The sequence below is a fragment of the Paenibacillus dendritiformis genome (assembly GCF_945605565.1).
GTDB lineage: Bacteria > Bacillota > Bacilli > Paenibacillales > Paenibacillaceae > Paenibacillus_B > Paenibacillus_B dendritiformis_A.
Genome location: NZ_OX216966.1, coordinates 6,356,184 through 6,373,702 on the forward strand (window position 1 = coordinate 6,356,184; position 17,519 = coordinate 6,373,702).

Sequence of the window (17,519 nt, forward strand, 5' to 3'; positions counted from 1 at the left end):
TATCTATCCGCATACGTTACACAGGACCTTTAGCCGCATCATAACCAACCGAAAAAGCCCGCGGCAGAGATCATCCGCCGGGGCTGTTCGTTGGCATATGGTCAGGGCGAGCGTTCCGCTCCGTCCGCAGACTGCGCGGTGCCCTTCCGTATTTCTTTTTGAAGGATCGTTCGAAATGATTCAACGTGCTGAAGCCGGAAGCGTAGCAGATCTCCGTGACCGGAAGGGCGGTCACGCACAGCAGGGAATGGGCGAACTGGAGCCGCCGCTCCTGCAGATAGCATTGAAACGAAGCCCCGACCTGCTTGCTGAAGCATTCGCTGAAATAATTGGCGGATAATCCGGCGTGGCTTGCCACCTCCGCCAGCGTCAACGGCTCCCGGAAATGATGCTGAATGTAGGTTACCGCGCTGCGGATCGAAGGATGAAGCCGCCGCGCCTCTTCCCCGAGCGGTTCCGGCAAGGGCGATCCGGCCTCCTCCCGCTTCTCCCTCCCGTTCCTGCGTAGACGCTCCCTCTCGATCAGCACCCGCTCCAGTGCCCCCTGAATAATGAATTCGCTGTCCTCCTGCCGCTGCTCGCTCTCGCGCCACATCCGGGCGAACTCCGCCTCGAAGGCCGGGAAGGCCTCTTCCCCCAGCCATACGCACGTGTTTCCCCGTGGGGCGAACAGCCGCCGGAACAGCTCCGGCCGGATGAACGGCTCCGAGAAAATGACATTATACAAGTCAATGCGCTGTCCCGGATCCGGAATGATCTCATGGAAATCGGCAGGCGTCATTAGAAAAAGAAGCCCTTTGCGCAGAGGAGCGGGAGTTCCGTTCACCACATGGGTGCCTTGCCCGCCGACCACAAGCGCCAGCTCAAAAAATTCATGCCAATGCACATCGATCCGCGTATCGATATGATGGCGGAAAATGCGAAAAGGGGACGAGAGAGACATATATTGTTCATGGCGCAGCCGCTCCGGCGTTGCATGACTCATTCCCCTCCCCTCCTTCCTTCAAGCTGTGGGCTTATTATACGTTGCAGAACGGATTGCCCGCAATGTCCTTGCCCCGGGCCAGCCATATTTTGAAGCCCTGATTGTTCTCCGGGATCACCTTCGCCTCGGTCGAGAAGTAACGCATCGTATACCCGCAGCGGCGGTGCATGCTCCGGTTCGGTTCCGCGCCATGGATAATCCGGGAATCATGGAGAGAGCATTCGCCCGGCTCCAGCTCGAAGTAGACCGCTTTCGACTCATCCACCTGTTTGATCTGGGTCGGGAACAGGTTCTCCTTCCCGTCCGCATCCACATATTCCGAGAAACCATTATCATGGGTGCCGGGAATGACCCGCATGCAGCCGTTCTCCTTGGTGCTTCTGTCGATGGCGAGCCAGACCGTCACGATCTTGTCGAAGCGGTCCAGACGCCCTTTCCAATAAGCCGAATCCTCGTGCCACGGGGTCGCGCGCCCCGTATACGGGTCTTTGCAAATAAAATGGCTCGACCACAATCCGATATTCGGCCCGATAATCGGCTCGACCACGTCCAGCACCTCATCGCTCAGCAGGAAGCGGAGCAGACGCTCATCCCGAAAATGCGGCGTGTCCAGCTCATCGGACAGCTTGTCGCCCTTCTGAGCCAGCTGATCCTCGAATATGCTGGTCAGCTCGGCAAAGTCCTCCGGACCGAAGAGCGGCTTTTTGTGAAGAAGGTACCCGTTCTTGCGATAGTGCTCCACCTCGGATGCCGGCCATATTGTTGTGCTCATTTCCTCATCCCCTTTGGCTGCTATGATGTACATCATAGCAACACTGTAAGCCATCGAACGCGGGAACGCTTTCGGTTTGCACGGGAAAAGTATGCATATCTTCAGGTCTCGCCTCCGAGTCCCGCAGCAACAACAAAAAAGATACCCGGACGACAGACTTGGCGGTCGCGGACCAGGTATCTTCTCTATAATAGGCGACAAATTCTACGGCGCAAGCCCTTCCATAAAATGAAGCCGGAAATGGAACTTAATCTCTTCCTTGTCCAGCGGATCGTACAGCTTGTTCCATTCTGTCGTCAGCGCCTTGTACATCTGCAGCATGACGAAGCTGATAATCTTCGGATTATGCCCCTTCACTTCGCCCTTGTCCATGGCGAGACGCACTTGGCGCTCAATATAGGTGAGCAGCTCGCTCTCCATCTTCTGAATCGCCTCCCGGGCCATGGGCGTGCCCAGGTCGCGGACTTCCTGCGTGAGCTTGATAGCCAGCTCATGGCGGCCCCGGAATTCAAGCACCCGATCAAGGACGCGATACAGATTGTCGAAGAAAGGCTTGTCTTCCTGAATTTCTCGGTCGGCAATCCCTTTCATTTCCATAATCAATTGTTGTAAAATCTCATCAAAGAGTTCTTCCTTGTTCGTGAAGAACGTGTAAATCGTTCCCTTGCCTACCTTGGCGATCTTGGCGACTTGATCCATCGTTGTCGCCTTATAGCCGAACAAGGCAAAAGACTGGGCAGCCGCATCTACGATGAGCTTACGGCGGTCAACGGACATGTACTCCGCCTCCTTCCTCCCGCTGGGAGGCTGATATGACTAAATGACCAATATCATTTTTCGGTCATCTCTTTTATACTATTGAACATAGCATATATCCGGTCTGTTTTCAACTTTGACAGCTTCCGGGACGCAGCTGCCCTTGACATTTCCGAATGCAGTAAGATGCTTCCTTTTCAGTTTCCGGTTATAATGAGAGTAGGTGAGAATATGCGAAAGAAAAGAATTCTTCTGTTGTCCGAAGGCTTCGGAACCGGACATACGCAGGCAGCCTATGCATTGTCCGTCGGAATCAGGCAGCTGGCGCCGGAAGTGCAGACCCGCGTCATGGAGCTGGGCAAATTTTTGAACCCAACGGTCGCTCCCTTAATATTTGCAGCCTATCGCAAGACCGTCAGCGTGTCTCCGAAGCTGGTCGGCATGCTCTATCGCAAGCAGTATAAAAAATCATTGAACCGGGTTACGCAATCGGCTCTGCATCGCATATTCTATACGCAAGCTTCTCATGTCATCAGACAGCTGCGGCCGGATGCCATTGTCTGCACTCATCCGTTTCCCAATATCGTCGTCTCCCGGCTGAAGCGGGCGGGACTCGACGTTCCTTTGTATACGCTGATTACCGATTATGACGCGCACGGTACCTGGATCACGCCGGAAGTGAACAAATATCTCGTCTCGGCCCCCGAGGTGGAGCAGAAGCTGATTCAGCGGGGCATCTCCCCCGAGCAGATCATCGTCACCGGCATTCCCGTCCATCCGAAGTTCTGGCAGCGCTGTCCGCAAGCGGAGGCCCAGCAGCGGCTCGGCCTGAAGCCGCTTCCGACCGTCATGCTGATGGGCGGAGGCTGGGGACTCGCTCTGGACGAGGAGCTGCTGCGTTATATGACGAAGTACCGGGAGCAGATCCAGCTTCTCCTCTGCATGGGAAGCAATGAGAAGGCGATACAGCGGATCGAGCAGGACCCGATCTTCCAGCACCCGAATATCCGGATTTTCGGTTATACGCAGGAAGTATCGATGCTGATGGACGCTTCCGACCTGCTCATTACGAAGCCGGGAGGCATGACGTGTACGGAAGGAATGATGAAGGGCATTCCGATGCTCTTCCATGCGCCGATTCCCGGACAAGAGGAAGAGAACTGCGACTTCTTCATCGAGCACGGCCTGGGGGAACTGCTGGAATCGAGAGAGACGATCGACCGCTGGTTCCATGATTTGAGCCAGCACTACGAGACGCTTCGGCAGAAGCGGCAGCTCGGGCCTTCCCCGGAAGTGAAGCCGGACGGCTGCCCGCGCGCCGTCATTGATTTGCTGTGGCATCCGCAATACTGAATATAAAGGAATGATTCACTTATGATGTTCACCCCGGTAGGGTTCGCAGGCTATATTATCATTGGACTGGCCCTTCTCGCCAGGACGCTCGGCTGGATAACGAATTCCTTCCTGTTCGCCGCGCTGATTATTGCCGGCTTCATTTGCTTCGGCATCGTGGAGAACCGTTGGGGACGGCGGCACTGGCTTGTCCGCTATCTCGATTACACGCCGCTCATGGTTCTCGTCATCGCCTATGTCGTTGCCGGGAGCGCGGTTCCCCAGTACGCAGCGATCGCGCTGCTGCTCCCGCTCGGCGCCGTCAGCTCCTTCGGAGCGGTGCGGCTCGCGCGCACGAAGAAGTACCGGACGATGCCGGTCATCGACGAGCATAAGAAGGAACCGCCGAAGTTCCAGTGACCACTGCCCATCCCCGCGCTCCGGCGTCATGCCCGCGTGCGCGGAAAATATCGCGAACAAGAAAAGAGGCCCTTGCGGCCTCTTTTCATATGAAAGGAAATATAAGTGCGTATGAAGGCGGTCAGTAAGCGGTTCCCGACTTACTTCACCACGCTGCCGCCGAACAGGAAGCGGTGCTCCCAGGTCGTGTTGAGCACATTGTTGACCCGAACGCCGCCGGATTTTTGGGAGTACGTATGCAGAATTTTACCGTCTCCCAAGTAAATCCCGACATGCGTAATCCGCTCCGTGCTCTTGTTGACGCCTTTATAATCGGAGGCCTTGGAGCCTTTATAGGACATGAAGAACATGAGATCGCCGCGCTTCAACTGGCTGATGCTTGTCTTCGCCGTGGAATTGGATTTAATCCAGCTTCCTTGCTTGCGTGAATCCGTCGGCAGCACGATGCCGAGCGCCTCCTTATAAGCTTGTCTCACGAAGGCGGAGCAATCGAATGTTTTGGTGCTGTTCCGGTTGGATCCGAATTCATATGGCGTGCCCAAATATTTTTCTCCGACCTGGATGACCTTCTCGATTTTGGCTGCGCGACTGGAAGAATCTGCCTGGTCGCTGACAGAAGGCTTGTCAGATGGCTGATTGGCTGTACCGGATTCAGCCACCTGTATGTATTTGCTGCTCGTGCTCATATATCCGGTATTGCCTTTTTCGTCCTTCACTTTGTACCAAGAGCTGTTATGCTTGTCCAATATCGTAACTTTCTCGCCTTTTTTCATGAGGCGGATAACCGAAGAAGAAGTAGACGGTTCTTTGCGCAAATTAACCGAAGCGATAATATTGCCTGTCTGGCTTGTCGACACTTGCTGCGCCGCCGCAGCCTGTGGAGCTTCGGCAGCATGGGACACCCCTGCGAATACTTGTCCGGCCATCGTAACCATCAATAATCCTAGCAATAGTTGTTTTTTCATGTCATCCTCCTTGTTGTTCTAACAATGGTGTGATTGTGACGTTGCAACGGAAAATTGAGCTGTTGTTCATATGAACAAGATGTCAAAGAATAGTATATTTTAATAGTTATACTAAAAATGTTATGACATCCCAGAAACAACTTGCCCTAATTATAAATAGAGCCGGATACAGGAAACTATCCGACAATCTGCTTAAAAATAGACAAAATTGTAACTTTCTCTAGTTCAATATGCCTATTACCCGTAAGAAAAAAGAATATTTTGTAACTATTACCCAGGAAATTAAGGTATATTATAGAAAATGGTTGATAGACTGGAGAGGAGTGTTTTGATGGTTCGGATGTCCCGGAATTCCATTTCGTGGCCATTTTTGATCCTATTATTAGTTGCAGCGGCCGATATTTCCATGCTCTTAACTTCCCCGTCGCCACCGCCGCTCGTGTCAATGGGAGTGGCTCTTGATTTCATGATCGTGCTGCCGCTGCTTGTGTTCTGGCTATGCATGCGCCGGATGAACAACGCCAAGCTGGCCGCCTTCGCTCGGGCGCTCGCCACCGCCCTCGCCGGTTATGCCGCTGCCCGGCTGTTCGTGCCTATTCACGGAGCCGAGCTCCGGCTGGCGCTTGACTCGGCCGCGCTTGGCGCCGGAATCGGATTGGCGGCATATGCGCTCTACTATGCGGCGCGGCTTCGGGCAACCTGCCGCCAATCGCGGAGCGGCGGTGCTTCTCCCGTAGACAGCATCCGCTTCGCCTTCGCCGAGACGGCATCCTCGGAGAAGCTGGGACGGCTGCTCGCGCATGAAGCCTCCATCGGCTACCATGCCTTCCTCAGCTGGCGGAAAAAGCCGTATGCGACGCAGCATGCCGCCGCCTTCCCCGCGACGGAGCAGTCCAGCATGCTGGTCGTCGTTATCGGCGCCATTCATTTGCTCGTCCTGGAAGGAATCGGCCTGCATTTTCTCGTTCACCTATGGTCTTCGGCGGCGGCATGGATCTTATCGCTATCCAACGTATACCTTATCTTCGTCCTTATCGCGGACTACCGCCTGACGAAGCTGAACCCGGTGCTGGTGACGGAACGCCTCATCCGAATCCGCGTCGCGCATGACATCTGGACCGATATCCCTCGGGATCAGATTGCCGCTGTCCGGCTGTTGAAGGAGCCGCTTCCGAATGACGAGCTGCGCAATACGGCGGCTCCCTTGTTCGGTACCCCGAATATTATGCTGGATCTGTCCGCCCCCGTCTCGGTCACGGGCCGGTTCGGAAGCCGCCGCGACCTGGAGCATGTCGCGCTCTGCCTCGATCAGCCGCATGAATTCATCGCGGCGCTGGAAGCGAAGGCGGACAGGTCGCCTTCCTAATGCCAAAAAAGCGTGCAGGCCGAATCGGATGCGAACTCCGAGTCTTCCTGCACGCTTTTCATTTTACCAATCAAGAAATTGTCTCCATTCCGCAATCGAGTAACTGCCCTCTAACCCCTTCAGATTGACCCGCAATGGCAGCACATTACTTATACTTTTCGTTCAAAAGCTGACGCAGCTCTTCATTCGAATATTGGCCTTTGATGCCTTTGATGTTTACGGTCAACTTTTTATCGGAGGCGGGTTGAATCGATTTCGCTTTATGCTGATTTTGATTGACAATCGTTTGTGAGGCGCCATCGGATACGACATATTGCCCGATATCCGGCCGGGACGAGAGGAAGAGCAAATATTGTTGGCCGGCCTTCACCTTGTCAACGGATTGATAGAGCTTAATCGTTGGCGACTCTGCCTGGCCATACAGCGTGTCATCAATGCGCAAGACAGCCTCTTGATGCGAAGCGAGCGGATCGGCTCCGTTTTCCTGGATTTCACTCACTGCATCGACATGAGCAACGACAACCAAGTCGGTCTTGCCATCTAATAATTCTTCAATATGGTAGTAAGGAAAATCCGCATGGACGGCTTCATCTGCTGAGGCAGGCGCGTTAGAAGAATTTCTTAATTGCTGGAGGTCGCTCAAATCGTGAGACTGAGGCGTAGTCATCGTGGCGCGATTGCGGTTGTAGCTCATGATGGACGTGGTTCCGTAGACCCCCTCGCCCGCCGTATCATGATCCCCCAGAAATTGAGCATGCCCGAATTCGTGGGTCGTGGAGCTGAGACTGGCGTTCCAGACTTGACTCGGGAAATCGCGAGCCAGCAACCTCTTATTCACCTTAATCGTAAAATAGGAGCTATATTTGCTGTACAGGCCATACCATGACTCCGGATAGTCCCGGTAATAGCATTTATTCTGGGACGACGATTTCTCGGTCATGGTCGTTCCCGCAGCCGCCGTCCAGTTTTTGGCCCCTTGCGCGCAGAGTCCGTTGTCACTGTCCGCACTGGCAAAGGTAATAGAATATAGATTCCACCCGGAAGGGATCGAATGGTTTTGGGCAGCGGAGGCTACCGGGGGCACAAGCGAGACAAGCAGCAAGAAAGAGACGAAAACCGATAAAAATCTTGCTTTCATTCGCATCAACCTCTTTTCTTATTCATTTTTCGACTTCTTAACCATGCTTATTTCTGTTGAATACGAGAGTGAAAAAACAAAAAGGAGGGCATTTTCATAGGTGATGTGCAAATCTGAAGAATGGCAAGGGTTCAAGAACATGAAGCGAAGGCAAAGCGTCTGGGGTTGCCTGGCGGCAAAGAGAATGCTGCACTGGAGTGTGCTTGGAAATCCTGCATGCGCAAATTTTTACCGATAACCGAACACGAATCAGGCTACGCTATTTCTCCCCTTCCGGACCCGGATTTTCTTTATCGCCAAGCAAACCAAATCGATCGGCCGATCAGGTATGTAGGATGATTGCTTCGCCATAAAAGAAGAGGTCATCGAACATCCACAACCATTATTGGGAATGTTTGTTAACGTAATCATATTTAAAAATTAAGGCTTTTGTCAATCGTTTTTTTTGAAAAAAAGCACCTTCTATTTGGTTTTGCCGTACCCCCTTGATCACATAAAAGCGCCCAAAAGAGTCTGATCCGATCAGAATCTTCCGAACGCTTTTCCGATACCAGAATACGATTCCCGATACGGCATCCGCTTAATGAGCCGTTCGGCCTTGCGGCCGGTTCTGCTCCGCTCCGGACACCATCGGCTCGACGTGAACATGAACATGGGCAATATTATGCTTGCGCTGCATCCGCTGCTCGATATCGTCGCAGATGCGATGGCCCTCCACCAGGCTCAATCCCGCATCGACCAGCACGACGACATCCACCAGCACCAGGCTTCCATGCAGCCGGGCCTTCACCTCGCGAATCGCCCGCACGCCTTCCGTGCTCTCCACCGTCTTCCGCAGCCGCTCCAGCTGCGCTTCGTCGAAGCCGTCCGTTAACGTATGGGTGGCCTCGCGGAAAATATTCCACGCCGTCTTGCAAATCAGAAGGCCGACGGTCAAGGCCGCCAGCGGATCAAGCCAGTTGAGTCCGAATTGGGCACCGAAGATACCGACTGCCGCGCCAATACTGACAAAAGCGTCGGAACGATTGTCCTGTGCCGCCGCCATAAGCGCCTGATTGCGGATCCGCGTTGCGAGACGCTTATTGTAGGTGTATACGACAAGCATAATAGCAGCACTGGCTAATGCCACCCAGCCGGTAATCGGGCTCGGGCTGCTCTCTTCCCCGGCGAACCAGGAGCGTGCGGTGGACAGAATAACCTGAATGCCGACCGTCGCCATAATGAAGGACGCAATTAGCGCCGCAATCGTCTCCGCCCGCAAATGCCCGTACGGATGATCCCGATCCGGCGGCTTCTGCGAGATGCGCAGGCCGATGAGAACGGCCGCCGAAGCGATAATATCGGTCAGGTTGTTCCAGCCGTCCGCCTGCAGCGCTTGCGACTGATACATCCAGCCAATCATCAGCTTGGCGCCGGACAAGGCAATATAAGCGGCGATGCTAATCCATGCCCCTTTTTCTCCCTGCTTCATATCCGCGTATACATCCGCACTCACGGTCAAGCCCTCCCCCGCTATCAATCCGCCACTACGAACAACTGTCATGAGCCGATGGACTTTGTCAGCGCTCATGTTGAGTTACTATCGTAACAGACGGATCCCGTGTGGGTCTACAGAAACAGTGTTGACCCCCCATACAACTCTTGAACCGGCAACAACCTGTTGCTGCCAGGTAGAAAAGTTGGGACCGTTAATGAAAGTTGCTGAGAGGCAACACTGCTTCATCCTCTTAGCTTGTACCGGATAGGGGCGGCGTATACTTGCGGGGGCTATCGAGAATCCCTAGATGAGACCATGCTTTCTTTTCAGCTCCAAAATCAATTCTTCGCTGCTCTTCGACCCGGATGCAGGGGGCTCTTCGGTGGAGAGTTCGGAATCGTTCGCGGTTCCCTCCAACTCCTTAAGTCTCTCATAATAACTCCATTCGCATACCGAGACCGTTTCAAAATAGAAAAACCTCCTATCATCCTCCTGAGCATCCAGCGACTGGGCCAAAAACCACTCTTCCTCCAAATCTTTCTCGGTAAAGACACGGGAACGATATAAAGTGAGTCCCATCTCCGTGAAGAGATAGCAGAATCCAGCGGATGCATCCCATGTTCGCGAATATGGAGAAATCTTGTCCAGCGCCTCAACCAAGTCATCTGCCTTCGTGCGAAACACATGAAATCCATGGCAAAGACAATGAGCATGCTCCTTCACATCGCTTGTCATTTGGAGCGCAATCAAGCGGTCATTCGAATCATATTCCGGCATGAAATACGAGGAAAAATCAAACGAAATATCATCGCGGCATTCATAGCGGGACGCATATTGGCGAATGCATTCCTCCACTTCATCCCTGCTCATCCCGAGCTTTATCGTTCCAATGGCTTGTCCCGGTTCGATCTCGATGGTATCCATAATCTCCTCCCTATTCGGAAGCTTCGTTTTTTCTATGTTACCATTTTCCAAAAGGTGGCGATAGAACCGGATAGCCTCAGGACACAGGAATGGCTATGCTTTTATTTGCTTGCACAGGCGCTCGACGACGACCGCCAGCTCGGCACGCGTGACCGGCTCATTCGGGGCAAACCCGGAGCCGCGGCCCGCCATCAATCCATTGGCGATCGCATACTGGATCGACGATTCGGCCCAGTGGCCCGCATAATCCCGCTCCTCGGGCTTGCCTTGTCCTCCCCGCTGCTCTTCTATGAGCTTCATGAACTCCTGCCAGCGCGGCAGCACGCGCGACGGGCAAGCCTTCCCGCTCCAGTGGCGGTGCGGAACGATACGCTCCATGGCGATGCCGTGCTTCTCCGCCAGCCGGGCGATCAGCTCCGCTGCCCGCCGCCATGCCTTCGGCTCATCCATCCCCTCGTACATGCAGATCTCGACGCCAAGCGACAGCAGATTGCCGGGTCCGTTGCCGTCCCCCGCATGCCAGCCCTGCTCATTTTCTCGCAAATGCTGATAGATCTCGCGATCGTCGACCGTATAGTGCCAACTCTTTTTCGCCCCGCCGCTTCCATTCAAAATATAGCGGGAATGCGCCTCGGCTGTGGCGCCGGGAGCCGGATTGTCCGTATTATGGATCGTTATATATTGCGGCTTCATCGGCCGGCTCGGCTTGTTCGGCCGCCCGTCGGGCAGCAGCCGCTGCTTAATTTCCAGACTCATCGTTGTTATCCTCTCATTTCTCTTGAAAATAAAAAAGCCGCAACCTTCCCAGGCAGCGGCTGTCATCCATACAAATGGTTCCTCGCATATGCTCATACCTCGGCATGCTTCAGCAGATCGATCAGTTCCAGACGAAGGCTCTGCTCCGCATCCTCCTTCGGCATGAGCATGAAGCGGCACATATATTGAATGTCGGGCTCGAAATAGCGAAGCAAGCGCATCAGGGCGTCCTTGTCATGCTGCCGGACCCGCCTCAGCCATTCAGCGAACTCAGCTTCTGACATAACCGGTGAAGGGATTTGCGTTTCCATTTGCTCACCGCCTGCTGGCTCAGATTCAGCTTCCTCGCAATCTGAACCTCTGTCTCGTTCTCTATATACAGGCTGTATAGAATAACCCGACCCTTGTCGCGGGGCAGTTCCTGCAGCAATTGCCGAACGAGCATGCGGTTGTCGGCTTGCGCCGTGAAATCGGGAGCGGCGAAGGATTCCGCCCTCCATGGGATCTCGCGGTGGCGGTCCGCCTTCGCCCGGTATTGCAGCCTCCAGGCTCTGCGATACAATTCCTTGCGAACACGTTCCATAAGAGTCGTCTGCGGAGTCACTTCGTCATTCCTCCCCTTCGGATAGCTGTTCAAAAAGCCCGGCATTCCGCCCCCTTTCCGGAGCAAAACCGGCCTTTTGAACGCTCAGTTTATCTCGCGGCCTCCGTTGGCGGCAGCGAACCGCGCTTACTGGTTCTTGTCGCGAACCTCGCCCTTGCCGCGCAGCACCTCGACCGCCTGCTTGATGACCGGCGGCAGCGGCACGCCCAGGCGGCCGCCATTCTCAATGATCGACAGCAGCTCATTGGCCAAATAGAAAAAAATCGTCGCGTCGCGCAGCAAATGCTGATCCCCCAGCACGCTGTCCACCTGATGCGCCACCGCCACGACGAAAAAAATAAACACCTTGCGCGCGATGCCCATCAGCCCGATGCTGCTGCGCAGCCGCCCTTCGGCCCCGGCCGCCATCACGCCCGTCACGTAATCAATCGCGACGATGATAAGCAGCACTTGCAGCAGCGCCGGCCAGCCGCCGAACAAAAACGCTGCCGTCCCGCCCGCCGCCGCAAAGGCTGACTTTAAGAGCACGTCCAGTCTTTCCATGTGTGGTCCCTCCTTTCAGGGATGAAAAATGCCCTCACGGGGTGTGAGGGCGTGAAAAATGCGCCTGTGCGACGCTTATGCTTCTTGTTCCACCTTTTCCTTTACGGCTGCTTTCCAGCGCTTTGGAACATCTTCGATTGTTTTCAATGCCTTTTTAATCAAGTCGCAATAAATGATAACCATTACATCTCACCTCCTTCGCTCATCTCTACTAGTTCGGCAAGAGCCATCTGCATGTTGGTAATGTCTTTTTCTTGAGTTTCTGCAACCTCGGTCAGAGCTAAGTGTGTATCGGTATTATCTTTTTCCTGTGCTTCTGCAAGCTCGGCGAGGGCAAGTTTTATTTCAACATTCTCCTTGCATAGATCAAGGATTCTACTCTCCAAAGTGTCGGGGCGCTCGTAATCGTAATAAAGTTGAGCCTTATCCACGTCGATTTTAAGGATGGGACGCAAGCCTAGAATATGATCCGGTTGCGGTATTCGACGTGCATCCCCGGTTCCTTCATCTGTTCGGGTGTTGGGTTGTGGTAGATGGTTTCTACTCTTTTACTCCGCTCATCGTAAATAACTTACATGCTATCCCTCCTAAATATCTTTAAAAGTCCCGCTTTCGCGGAGCTATGCCCACACAATGTTTCCTCGCAACACTGCCTGAATATATTCAGGGTACGATGAATTGCCTACAAATTGGGCTGACTTTAGCGCTAATCTGATTTTTATAGGGCCATTGAAGTTAAAGTCTCTCGGTATCATGTACCGACGCTCTTCCAGTGGGTCGGTATTATACCACCCTTTTTCAATGGAGACTGTATGAGGCAGGTCGCGCCGGAATGTAGCATTTTCCAGCAAGCGTAAGCTTGAGTATGACTTGGGGGAGTTAGTCTCCATGTCGTGGAGGTATATGATACGCTCCGCGTCATCTACCATTTGCAGACTGGCATACGCTCTACTATCACCCCAATTAACACCGTAATGATTTTTTATCTCGAAGGAGCACGGATTACTGACGTTTTCTAGGGGGCTGAAAATCACTATCTTAGGGTTGGTTATGGTAACCAAGTCTATGTTTCTTATTTGATATTCAGCAGTTATTTTTTCATCCACCCATATAGGATAATACCCGCCCATACTAATGCGGTTGACTCCGGCGGCCAGTTCAGGGAAAGTGCTTGCGGACGAAACTGGCCCTCCACCTTTGCCGTTGATGGCTGCCGCCACTTGCCCCTTCCCATCAACGACAGATTGCTTTACCAGCATCATCTCATCATATACTTGCTTTACAGCGAGTGGTGACGCGGCAAGATAATTACCAGCCCCCACACCCCCATCTATCCCGTCGTATAATTTACAAACCCCAAATTGTTTGGTGGTTGCGCCAGGCAATCTACCTGTATTAATCGTACCAGAAACAATATCAGAAGCGTCATGGGTGTGTTTCACATCAGCTTTGCCATTCCACGCCGTCCGCTCCGCCGCCGTAATATGCTTCACCGCGTCGGCCGCGTGTGCATCCAGATCGGCCTTTTTGGCGGCACCGATGGACTCCGGCGAGATTTTGGTCAGGTCGATATCGGCGACCTTCTCGTCCGTATACGCCTTCGCCTCTCCCAGCGCCTCCGAGACATCCTCCTTCTCCGCCGCCTTTTCCTGCAATTCCTGCAAGGCTTCGTAGGTCGTGTTCATCTGCCAGTTCAGCCACGCAGCTGGCGGCTTGTCGAGAACCTGGTAGCCTTCTTTGATTTTGGACTCCGGCGGCCGGATGCCGGGCTGCTTCCACTCCGGAAGCGGCTTCAGAAATGCCATATGGCTCCCTCCCATATCGAATCTATTGAAAAAGTTTTAGACCATTTGAGGAATCTACTTCTCCAATTAATAAAACTGCTGTTGTATGCTGCAACCCTCTTACACCGGAATCGGATAATCATGCCCCGGCGTATAGACATCCCCGAGCGTCCCGCCGACGGTCATTGCTTCATCGGCCAGCCCGTGCTCGCTCTGCTCCGGCTTGTCCGCCACGGATGACAGCTCGAACGTCCCTGACAGATCCACCTGCGCCACGCGGACGCCAGCGGAGGTGACGCTTTGGACGAGGCGGACGAACTGCGCCGGGCTCATGCCGACGCGGTTCAACTGCTCGTAAGGAACCTTGACGACCTGAATCGCCGCGGGCTCGGGATCATGGGCGTCGTTCTGCTTTTCCCGGATTGCCAGGACAGACTGATCGGCATTGAGGGCTAACGCCAGCACGCCGATGATGGAATCGATATCCCCGCTCGCATTCATGCGGGCGAGCTTCGAGCGCAGCAGGATGCGGTAGATCTCATCGGTCGCCTGCCCGCGGGGCTGGCCCAGGTTGCCGCCGATGTCATCCAGCGCGGCGCCTTCGGCCTCCTCGATGCTCTTCCAGGCCGAGATGCCCTCCACCGTGGCGCGTATCTCGTTCATCTGTTCGAGCCAGACGCTCACAAGCTGGGCGAAGCGGCTGTCTTCCTTCTCGATGACATCCGGGAGCAGCGCCATCACGTCATGCAGCTTAATCATCGCTTACCGCCACCTTAATCCGCTCCGGCGCCACGCGGGCCACCTCATACAGCGGAATATCGACGTTGCCGCTGACCCAGTCGCCCGCGCCCAGCTTCACCTTCAATTCGCTCACTTCTTCGACGCCGTCCACGTTTTGAATCGCCGCCAGCAAGCGGCTGTACACGATGCGCGAGCCTTGCGGCAGGCCAGTATAATCCTGCCGATCCGCGCCGACGCCGCCGATATACTGCGCGATCGCGGTGACGATGTCGTCCTCGCCGCGTGCCGGGAACGACGGCCCCGCCTTGACGACGGCTTCCACATGCGCATCCAGCAGCTTCATGCGGCTGAAGCAAATCTCATGCTCGTTCCCGCTCACATCCCGTACCTTGACCCTCTCCGTGCCGTCGGTGCCGATGCCCGCCGCCTTTTTCTCGAAAAGGGTCCGTGCAATCTGCTCCGACTGCCCCCCGTGCACATAGGCGCGAATCGACTTCGGCGGAACGCCTTCCGCGTTCGTCTCCATCGTATCGTTGACGCGTACGGCCGCCGACTTCACCTCCGGAAGCTGCAGCAGAGCCGATACGATCGCGTCCACCGTGGCGGCATGGCTGCCATCCCGGGCCGCCCGCAGCCGATCGCGGAATTCGGTGTCATTTTCCCGCTCGCGTCCGTCAGTCATGCTATTCGGATTCGTGATCGCCGCAATCTCCTTCACCGATGTAAGCAGCTCCGTGACCGAGCCAGCCGGAACGTTGCCGGTGCTGCCCGGCACCATCGCCGTCACCGTGACCGCGCCCTTGCCGCTCTCATCCAGCGCGCAAACCTCGTCCGTGGTGAACCAGACCCCCGACTTCGTGCCAACCTGCAATCCCGGCTGCACCGTATAATTCGGGGTTCCGGTCACCTGAATACGCCCATGCGCGGCCTGCTCCAGCTTCCGCCGCAGACCGTAGAATACGGCCAAAGCATCCAACTGGACCCCTGTCGCATATTGAATGTACGACTCATGGTACACCTGCTCGACATCCTCCCACAGCTCCGCCAAATGCCAGGCGAACACCTGCATCATCATGCCGAGCGGCGACGTCTCCGACATATTGATATCCTGACCCAGCCGCTTGCTCATGCCGGCCGCCATTTCCTCATAAATCTCATGGTACGTCTTACGCTTCAATCCCGCTTCTGTCAGCATAGACAAGCTCAACCTCCTCTCCGTCCGCGCTCGTCATCAGGACATGCGCCTGCACGGTGCGCGAATGCGCATCCCATTCCACGGTGACTTCTTCCACCGATTGCACGCGCGGTTCATCCGCGATGCAGCGCATAATCGCCTCGCGAATGCTGTCTTCGCTTACCTGCTTGCCGACGAGCCGCTCATGATCAAGCCCCATATCCGGCGCCAAAAAATATTCGCCCAAACGGGTGCTCAGCCGAATGCAAACCGCTTGCGCCAGTTCCTCGCGCCCGTCGATCCAGGCGATATCTCCATCGGTTATTCGAATATCTCCTTCATGGAGCGCCCACGTTCTCATGATCCCGCCACCTTTCCGACAATGACGCCGCCGTTCTGGCCCGCCTCGGTGAACACGACGAGGACGCGGCTCCCCTGTTCGATCACGATGTCCGGGGCCTGCTCCACCATCGGGAGCTGATAACGGATGAGGCCGGCTTCCCCGTCCAGCTCCACATCCGCCGTCCCCGACGCCAGGCTGACAACCGTGCCGATCTGCGCGCCCGCCGTGCCGGACATCTTATGATCGATCCAGGCCTCCAGGGCGCTGACCGCCCGATTCGTTCCCAATGCGCGCCACCTCCTTCTCTCATTCCGCCAAAATGACACCCGCCTAGATTTTGACCAAATCCACCTCAGTCAGGAATTGATCCGCCGACACCGTATGCTTGCCCCGCTTCACCTTGTACACGCCTTCGAACTCTTCGCTGACGAGCCGGATCTGCGCGCCCGCATGCAGCCGGTAGTTCAGAAGGGATGTCGCCCGGACCCCAGCCTCCTTGTTCTCCTCATAGGACTGCGGGCTGCCGATCAAGCCGCTCTTCGGCGATAGCCTGACGATGGAGCTTCCTCCGCCCCCATTGCTCTGCGCCTGAAAATAAAGCTTCCCCTGCCGCGTATATACGCCGGTCTTGCAGGCGGAAGCCGCGCGGCGAATCGCGTCCACCGGATCGCCCTTCACGATAAAGCCCTTCATATAGGTATGATCCGATTCCAAATCTACCGGTCCATGCGGAATCTGCGCCTGCGTCAGCAGATCGTGAATGATCGCGCTCGCCTTCGTCCCGGGCCGGTACGTATGCGCCATCTCATAGATGGAGACCGCCACGTCATCCTTCACTTGAATCGTCGTGATCCGTTCGGTCTGCTCCCGCTTCGTCCGCACCTCCACGATGCGGCCCTGAAGCACCGTGCCGAGGTCTTTGCCGTACCCCGCGTTCACAATGACGCGCATGCCGGTCCGAATATTTGCGAGCGTATGCTTGGACAGATTGTAGATCTCCACCGTTGATTCGCTCGGTTCCTTGTCGTCGTCGAAGTCGGCGATGACCTGCATCGTCAAGTCTCCATAGGTGAAGCGGTATCCGCCAATCAGAATCTCGCAGCCGCGCTTATATAAGTATTCCATCGTCATCCCCCAAATGAAGGTGCACAGACTGCCCCAGCGTGTCCCAAGTAATCAACTCTCCCGGATGATCGCCATATGGCACAATGACCTCCAGCGGGAACTCGCGCGTCTCCATGCTCTCGAACAAGGGCAGCCCCCACACGAGCTTCACGCCGAGCGCCAGCGGCTTATCCCCTTCGGACAGATCCACCGTAAAATAATCATGCGCCGCATTGTAGCGCACTTCGAACGTGTATGTTCGTTCCCCCAAGTCCATATCGAAGGAGTAGGGAATCAGATCTTTATCTATCCGGATGATTGCCATGCTTCTCCCC

23 protein-coding genes are annotated in these 17,519 nt (G+C 55.1%); 3 read left to right on the top strand and 20 right to left on the bottom strand.

Annotated elements, in window-relative coordinates:
• Window positions 1–70: 70 nt before the first annotated feature.
• The 3 genes from NNL35_RS28555 to NNL35_RS28565 all read right to left on the bottom strand — a co-directional run bounded on the left by NNL35_RS28555 (window position 71) and on the right by NNL35_RS28565 (window position 2,534).
• A complete protein-coding gene (locus tag NNL35_RS28555; protein ID WP_006677521.1) occupies window positions 71–985 on the bottom strand; it encodes an AraC family transcriptional regulator in 915 nt (304 codons plus the stop codon).
• Window positions 986–1,019: 34 nt separating this feature from the next.
• Window positions 1,020–1,757: a phytanoyl-CoA dioxygenase family protein gene (locus NNL35_RS28560; RefSeq protein ID WP_006677520.1), complete on the bottom strand. Its 738-nt coding sequence runs from the start codon at window positions 1,755–1,757 to the stop codon at window positions 1,020–1,022.
• Window positions 1,758–1,961: 204 nt separating this feature from the next.
• On the bottom strand, window positions 1,962–2,534 hold the full coding sequence (locus NNL35_RS28565) for a TetR/AcrR family transcriptional regulator (RefSeq protein ID WP_006677519.1): 573 nt from the start codon (window positions 2,532–2,534) through the stop codon (window positions 1,962–1,964).
• Between the two features lie 210 nt (window positions 2,535–2,744).
• Here NNL35_RS28565 and NNL35_RS28570 point away from each other — a divergent pair, with 210 nt between their 5' ends.
• Window positions 2,745–3,866, top strand: a complete 1,122-nt coding sequence (locus tag NNL35_RS28570; RefSeq protein WP_006677518.1) for a UDP-N-acetylglucosamine--LPS N-acetylglucosamine transferase — start codon at window positions 2,745–2,747, stop codon at window positions 3,864–3,866.
• Window positions 3,867–3,887: 21 nt separating this feature from the next.
• The gene (locus NNL35_RS28575; protein WP_006677517.1) at window positions 3,888–4,265 is read left to right on the top strand and encodes a hypothetical protein; all 378 of its coding nucleotides are present in this window, start codon (window positions 3,888–3,890) and stop codon (window positions 4,263–4,265) included.
• Window positions 4,266–4,405: 140 nt separating this feature from the next.
• Here the strand turns inward: NNL35_RS28575 and NNL35_RS28580 are convergent, their stop codons facing one another.
• A complete protein-coding gene (locus NNL35_RS28580; RefSeq protein WP_006677516.1) occupies window positions 4,406–5,230 on the bottom strand; it encodes a C40 family peptidase in 825 nt (274 codons plus the stop codon).
• A gap of 370 nt (window positions 5,231–5,600) precedes the next feature.
• On the opposite strand from NNL35_RS28580, the gene NNL35_RS28585 reads away from it, so the two are divergent.
• Entirely contained in the window at window positions 5,601–6,596 is a 996-nt protein-coding gene (locus tag NNL35_RS28585; protein ID WP_254553936.1) for a hypothetical protein, read from the top strand.
• Window positions 6,597–6,741: 145 nt separating this feature from the next.
• On the opposite strand, the gene NNL35_RS28590 is transcribed toward NNL35_RS28585, so the two are convergent.
• The 16 genes from NNL35_RS28590 to NNL35_RS28665 all read right to left on the bottom strand — a co-directional run bounded on the left by NNL35_RS28590 (window position 6,742) and on the right by NNL35_RS28665 (window position 17,509).
• Complete coding sequence (locus NNL35_RS28590; RefSeq protein WP_006677513.1) at window positions 6,742–7,734, bottom strand: hypothetical protein; 993 nt, start codon at window positions 7,732–7,734, stop codon at window positions 6,742–6,744.
• A 580-nt stretch (window positions 7,735–8,314) separates the two neighbouring features.
• A complete protein-coding gene (locus NNL35_RS28595) occupies window positions 8,315–9,229 on the bottom strand; it encodes a cation diffusion facilitator family transporter (protein ID WP_006677512.1) in 915 nt (304 codons plus the stop codon).
• 285 nt (window positions 9,230–9,514) lie between these two features.
• Window positions 9,515–10,135, bottom strand: coding sequence for a hypothetical protein (locus tag NNL35_RS28600; protein WP_006677511.1), 621 nt, complete (start codon window positions 10,133–10,135; stop codon window positions 9,515–9,517).
• Window positions 10,136–10,228: 93 nt separating this feature from the next.
• Window positions 10,229–10,891 (bottom strand): N-acetylmuramoyl-L-alanine amidase, encoded by a 663-nt coding sequence (locus NNL35_RS28605; protein ID WP_006677510.1) that lies wholly within the window; start codon window positions 10,889–10,891, stop codon window positions 10,229–10,231.
• A gap of 92 nt (window positions 10,892–10,983) precedes the next feature.
• A complete protein-coding gene (locus NNL35_RS28610) occupies window positions 10,984–11,175 on the bottom strand; it encodes a hypothetical protein (protein WP_050979429.1) in 192 nt (63 codons plus the stop codon).
• A complete protein-coding gene (locus NNL35_RS28615; RefSeq protein WP_006677509.1) occupies window positions 11,145–11,540 on the bottom strand; it encodes a sigma-70 RNA polymerase sigma factor region 4 domain-containing protein in 396 nt (131 codons plus the stop codon). The genes NNL35_RS28610 and NNL35_RS28615 overlap by 31 nt, the downstream gene beginning before the upstream one ends.
• 81 nt (window positions 11,541–11,621) lie before the next feature.
• A complete protein-coding gene (locus tag NNL35_RS28620; RefSeq protein WP_006677508.1) occupies window positions 11,622–12,038 on the bottom strand; it encodes a phage holin family protein in 417 nt (138 codons plus the stop codon).
• A gap of 75 nt (window positions 12,039–12,113) precedes the next feature.
• The gene (locus NNL35_RS28625; protein WP_193372689.1) at window positions 12,114–12,221 is read right to left on the bottom strand and encodes a CD1375 family protein; all 108 of its coding nucleotides are present in this window, start codon (window positions 12,219–12,221) and stop codon (window positions 12,114–12,116) included.
• Window positions 12,221–12,469, bottom strand: a complete 249-nt coding sequence (locus NNL35_RS28630) for a hypothetical protein (RefSeq protein ID WP_254553937.1) — start codon at window positions 12,467–12,469, stop codon at window positions 12,221–12,223. Before NNL35_RS28630 ends, NNL35_RS28625 begins: the two co-directional genes overlap by 1 nt.
• Before the next feature lie 189 nt (window positions 12,470–12,658).
• Window positions 12,659–13,843, bottom strand: coding sequence for a tail fiber protein (locus NNL35_RS28635; RefSeq protein WP_006677506.1), 1,185 nt, complete (start codon window positions 13,841–13,843; stop codon window positions 12,659–12,661).
• Between the two features lie 99 nt (window positions 13,844–13,942).
• Window positions 13,943–14,581, bottom strand: coding sequence for a hypothetical protein (locus NNL35_RS28640; protein WP_006677505.1), 639 nt, complete (start codon window positions 14,579–14,581; stop codon window positions 13,943–13,945).
• Complete coding sequence (locus NNL35_RS28645) at window positions 14,574–15,758, bottom strand: baseplate J/gp47 family protein (RefSeq protein WP_006677504.1); 1,185 nt, start codon at window positions 15,756–15,758, stop codon at window positions 14,574–14,576. The genes NNL35_RS28640 and NNL35_RS28645 overlap by 8 nt, the downstream gene beginning before the upstream one ends.
• A complete protein-coding gene (locus NNL35_RS28650; protein ID WP_006677503.1) occupies window positions 15,730–16,098 on the bottom strand; it encodes a DUF2634 domain-containing protein in 369 nt (122 codons plus the stop codon). The genes NNL35_RS28645 and NNL35_RS28650 overlap by 29 nt, the downstream gene beginning before the upstream one ends.
• Entirely contained in the window at window positions 16,095–16,367 is a 273-nt protein-coding gene (locus NNL35_RS28655) for a hypothetical protein (RefSeq protein WP_006677502.1), read from the bottom strand. Before NNL35_RS28655 ends, NNL35_RS28650 begins: the two co-directional genes overlap by 4 nt.
• Window positions 16,368–16,410: 43 nt before the next feature.
• Window positions 16,411–17,205, bottom strand: a complete 795-nt coding sequence (locus NNL35_RS28660; RefSeq protein WP_006677501.1) for a phage protein — start codon at window positions 17,203–17,205, stop codon at window positions 16,411–16,413.
• Entirely contained in the window at window positions 17,189–17,509 is a 321-nt protein-coding gene (locus NNL35_RS28665) for a phage baseplate plug family protein (protein ID WP_006677500.1), read from the bottom strand. The genes NNL35_RS28660 and NNL35_RS28665 overlap by 17 nt, the downstream gene beginning before the upstream one ends.
• Between the last annotated feature and the right edge of the window lie 10 nt (window positions 17,510–17,519).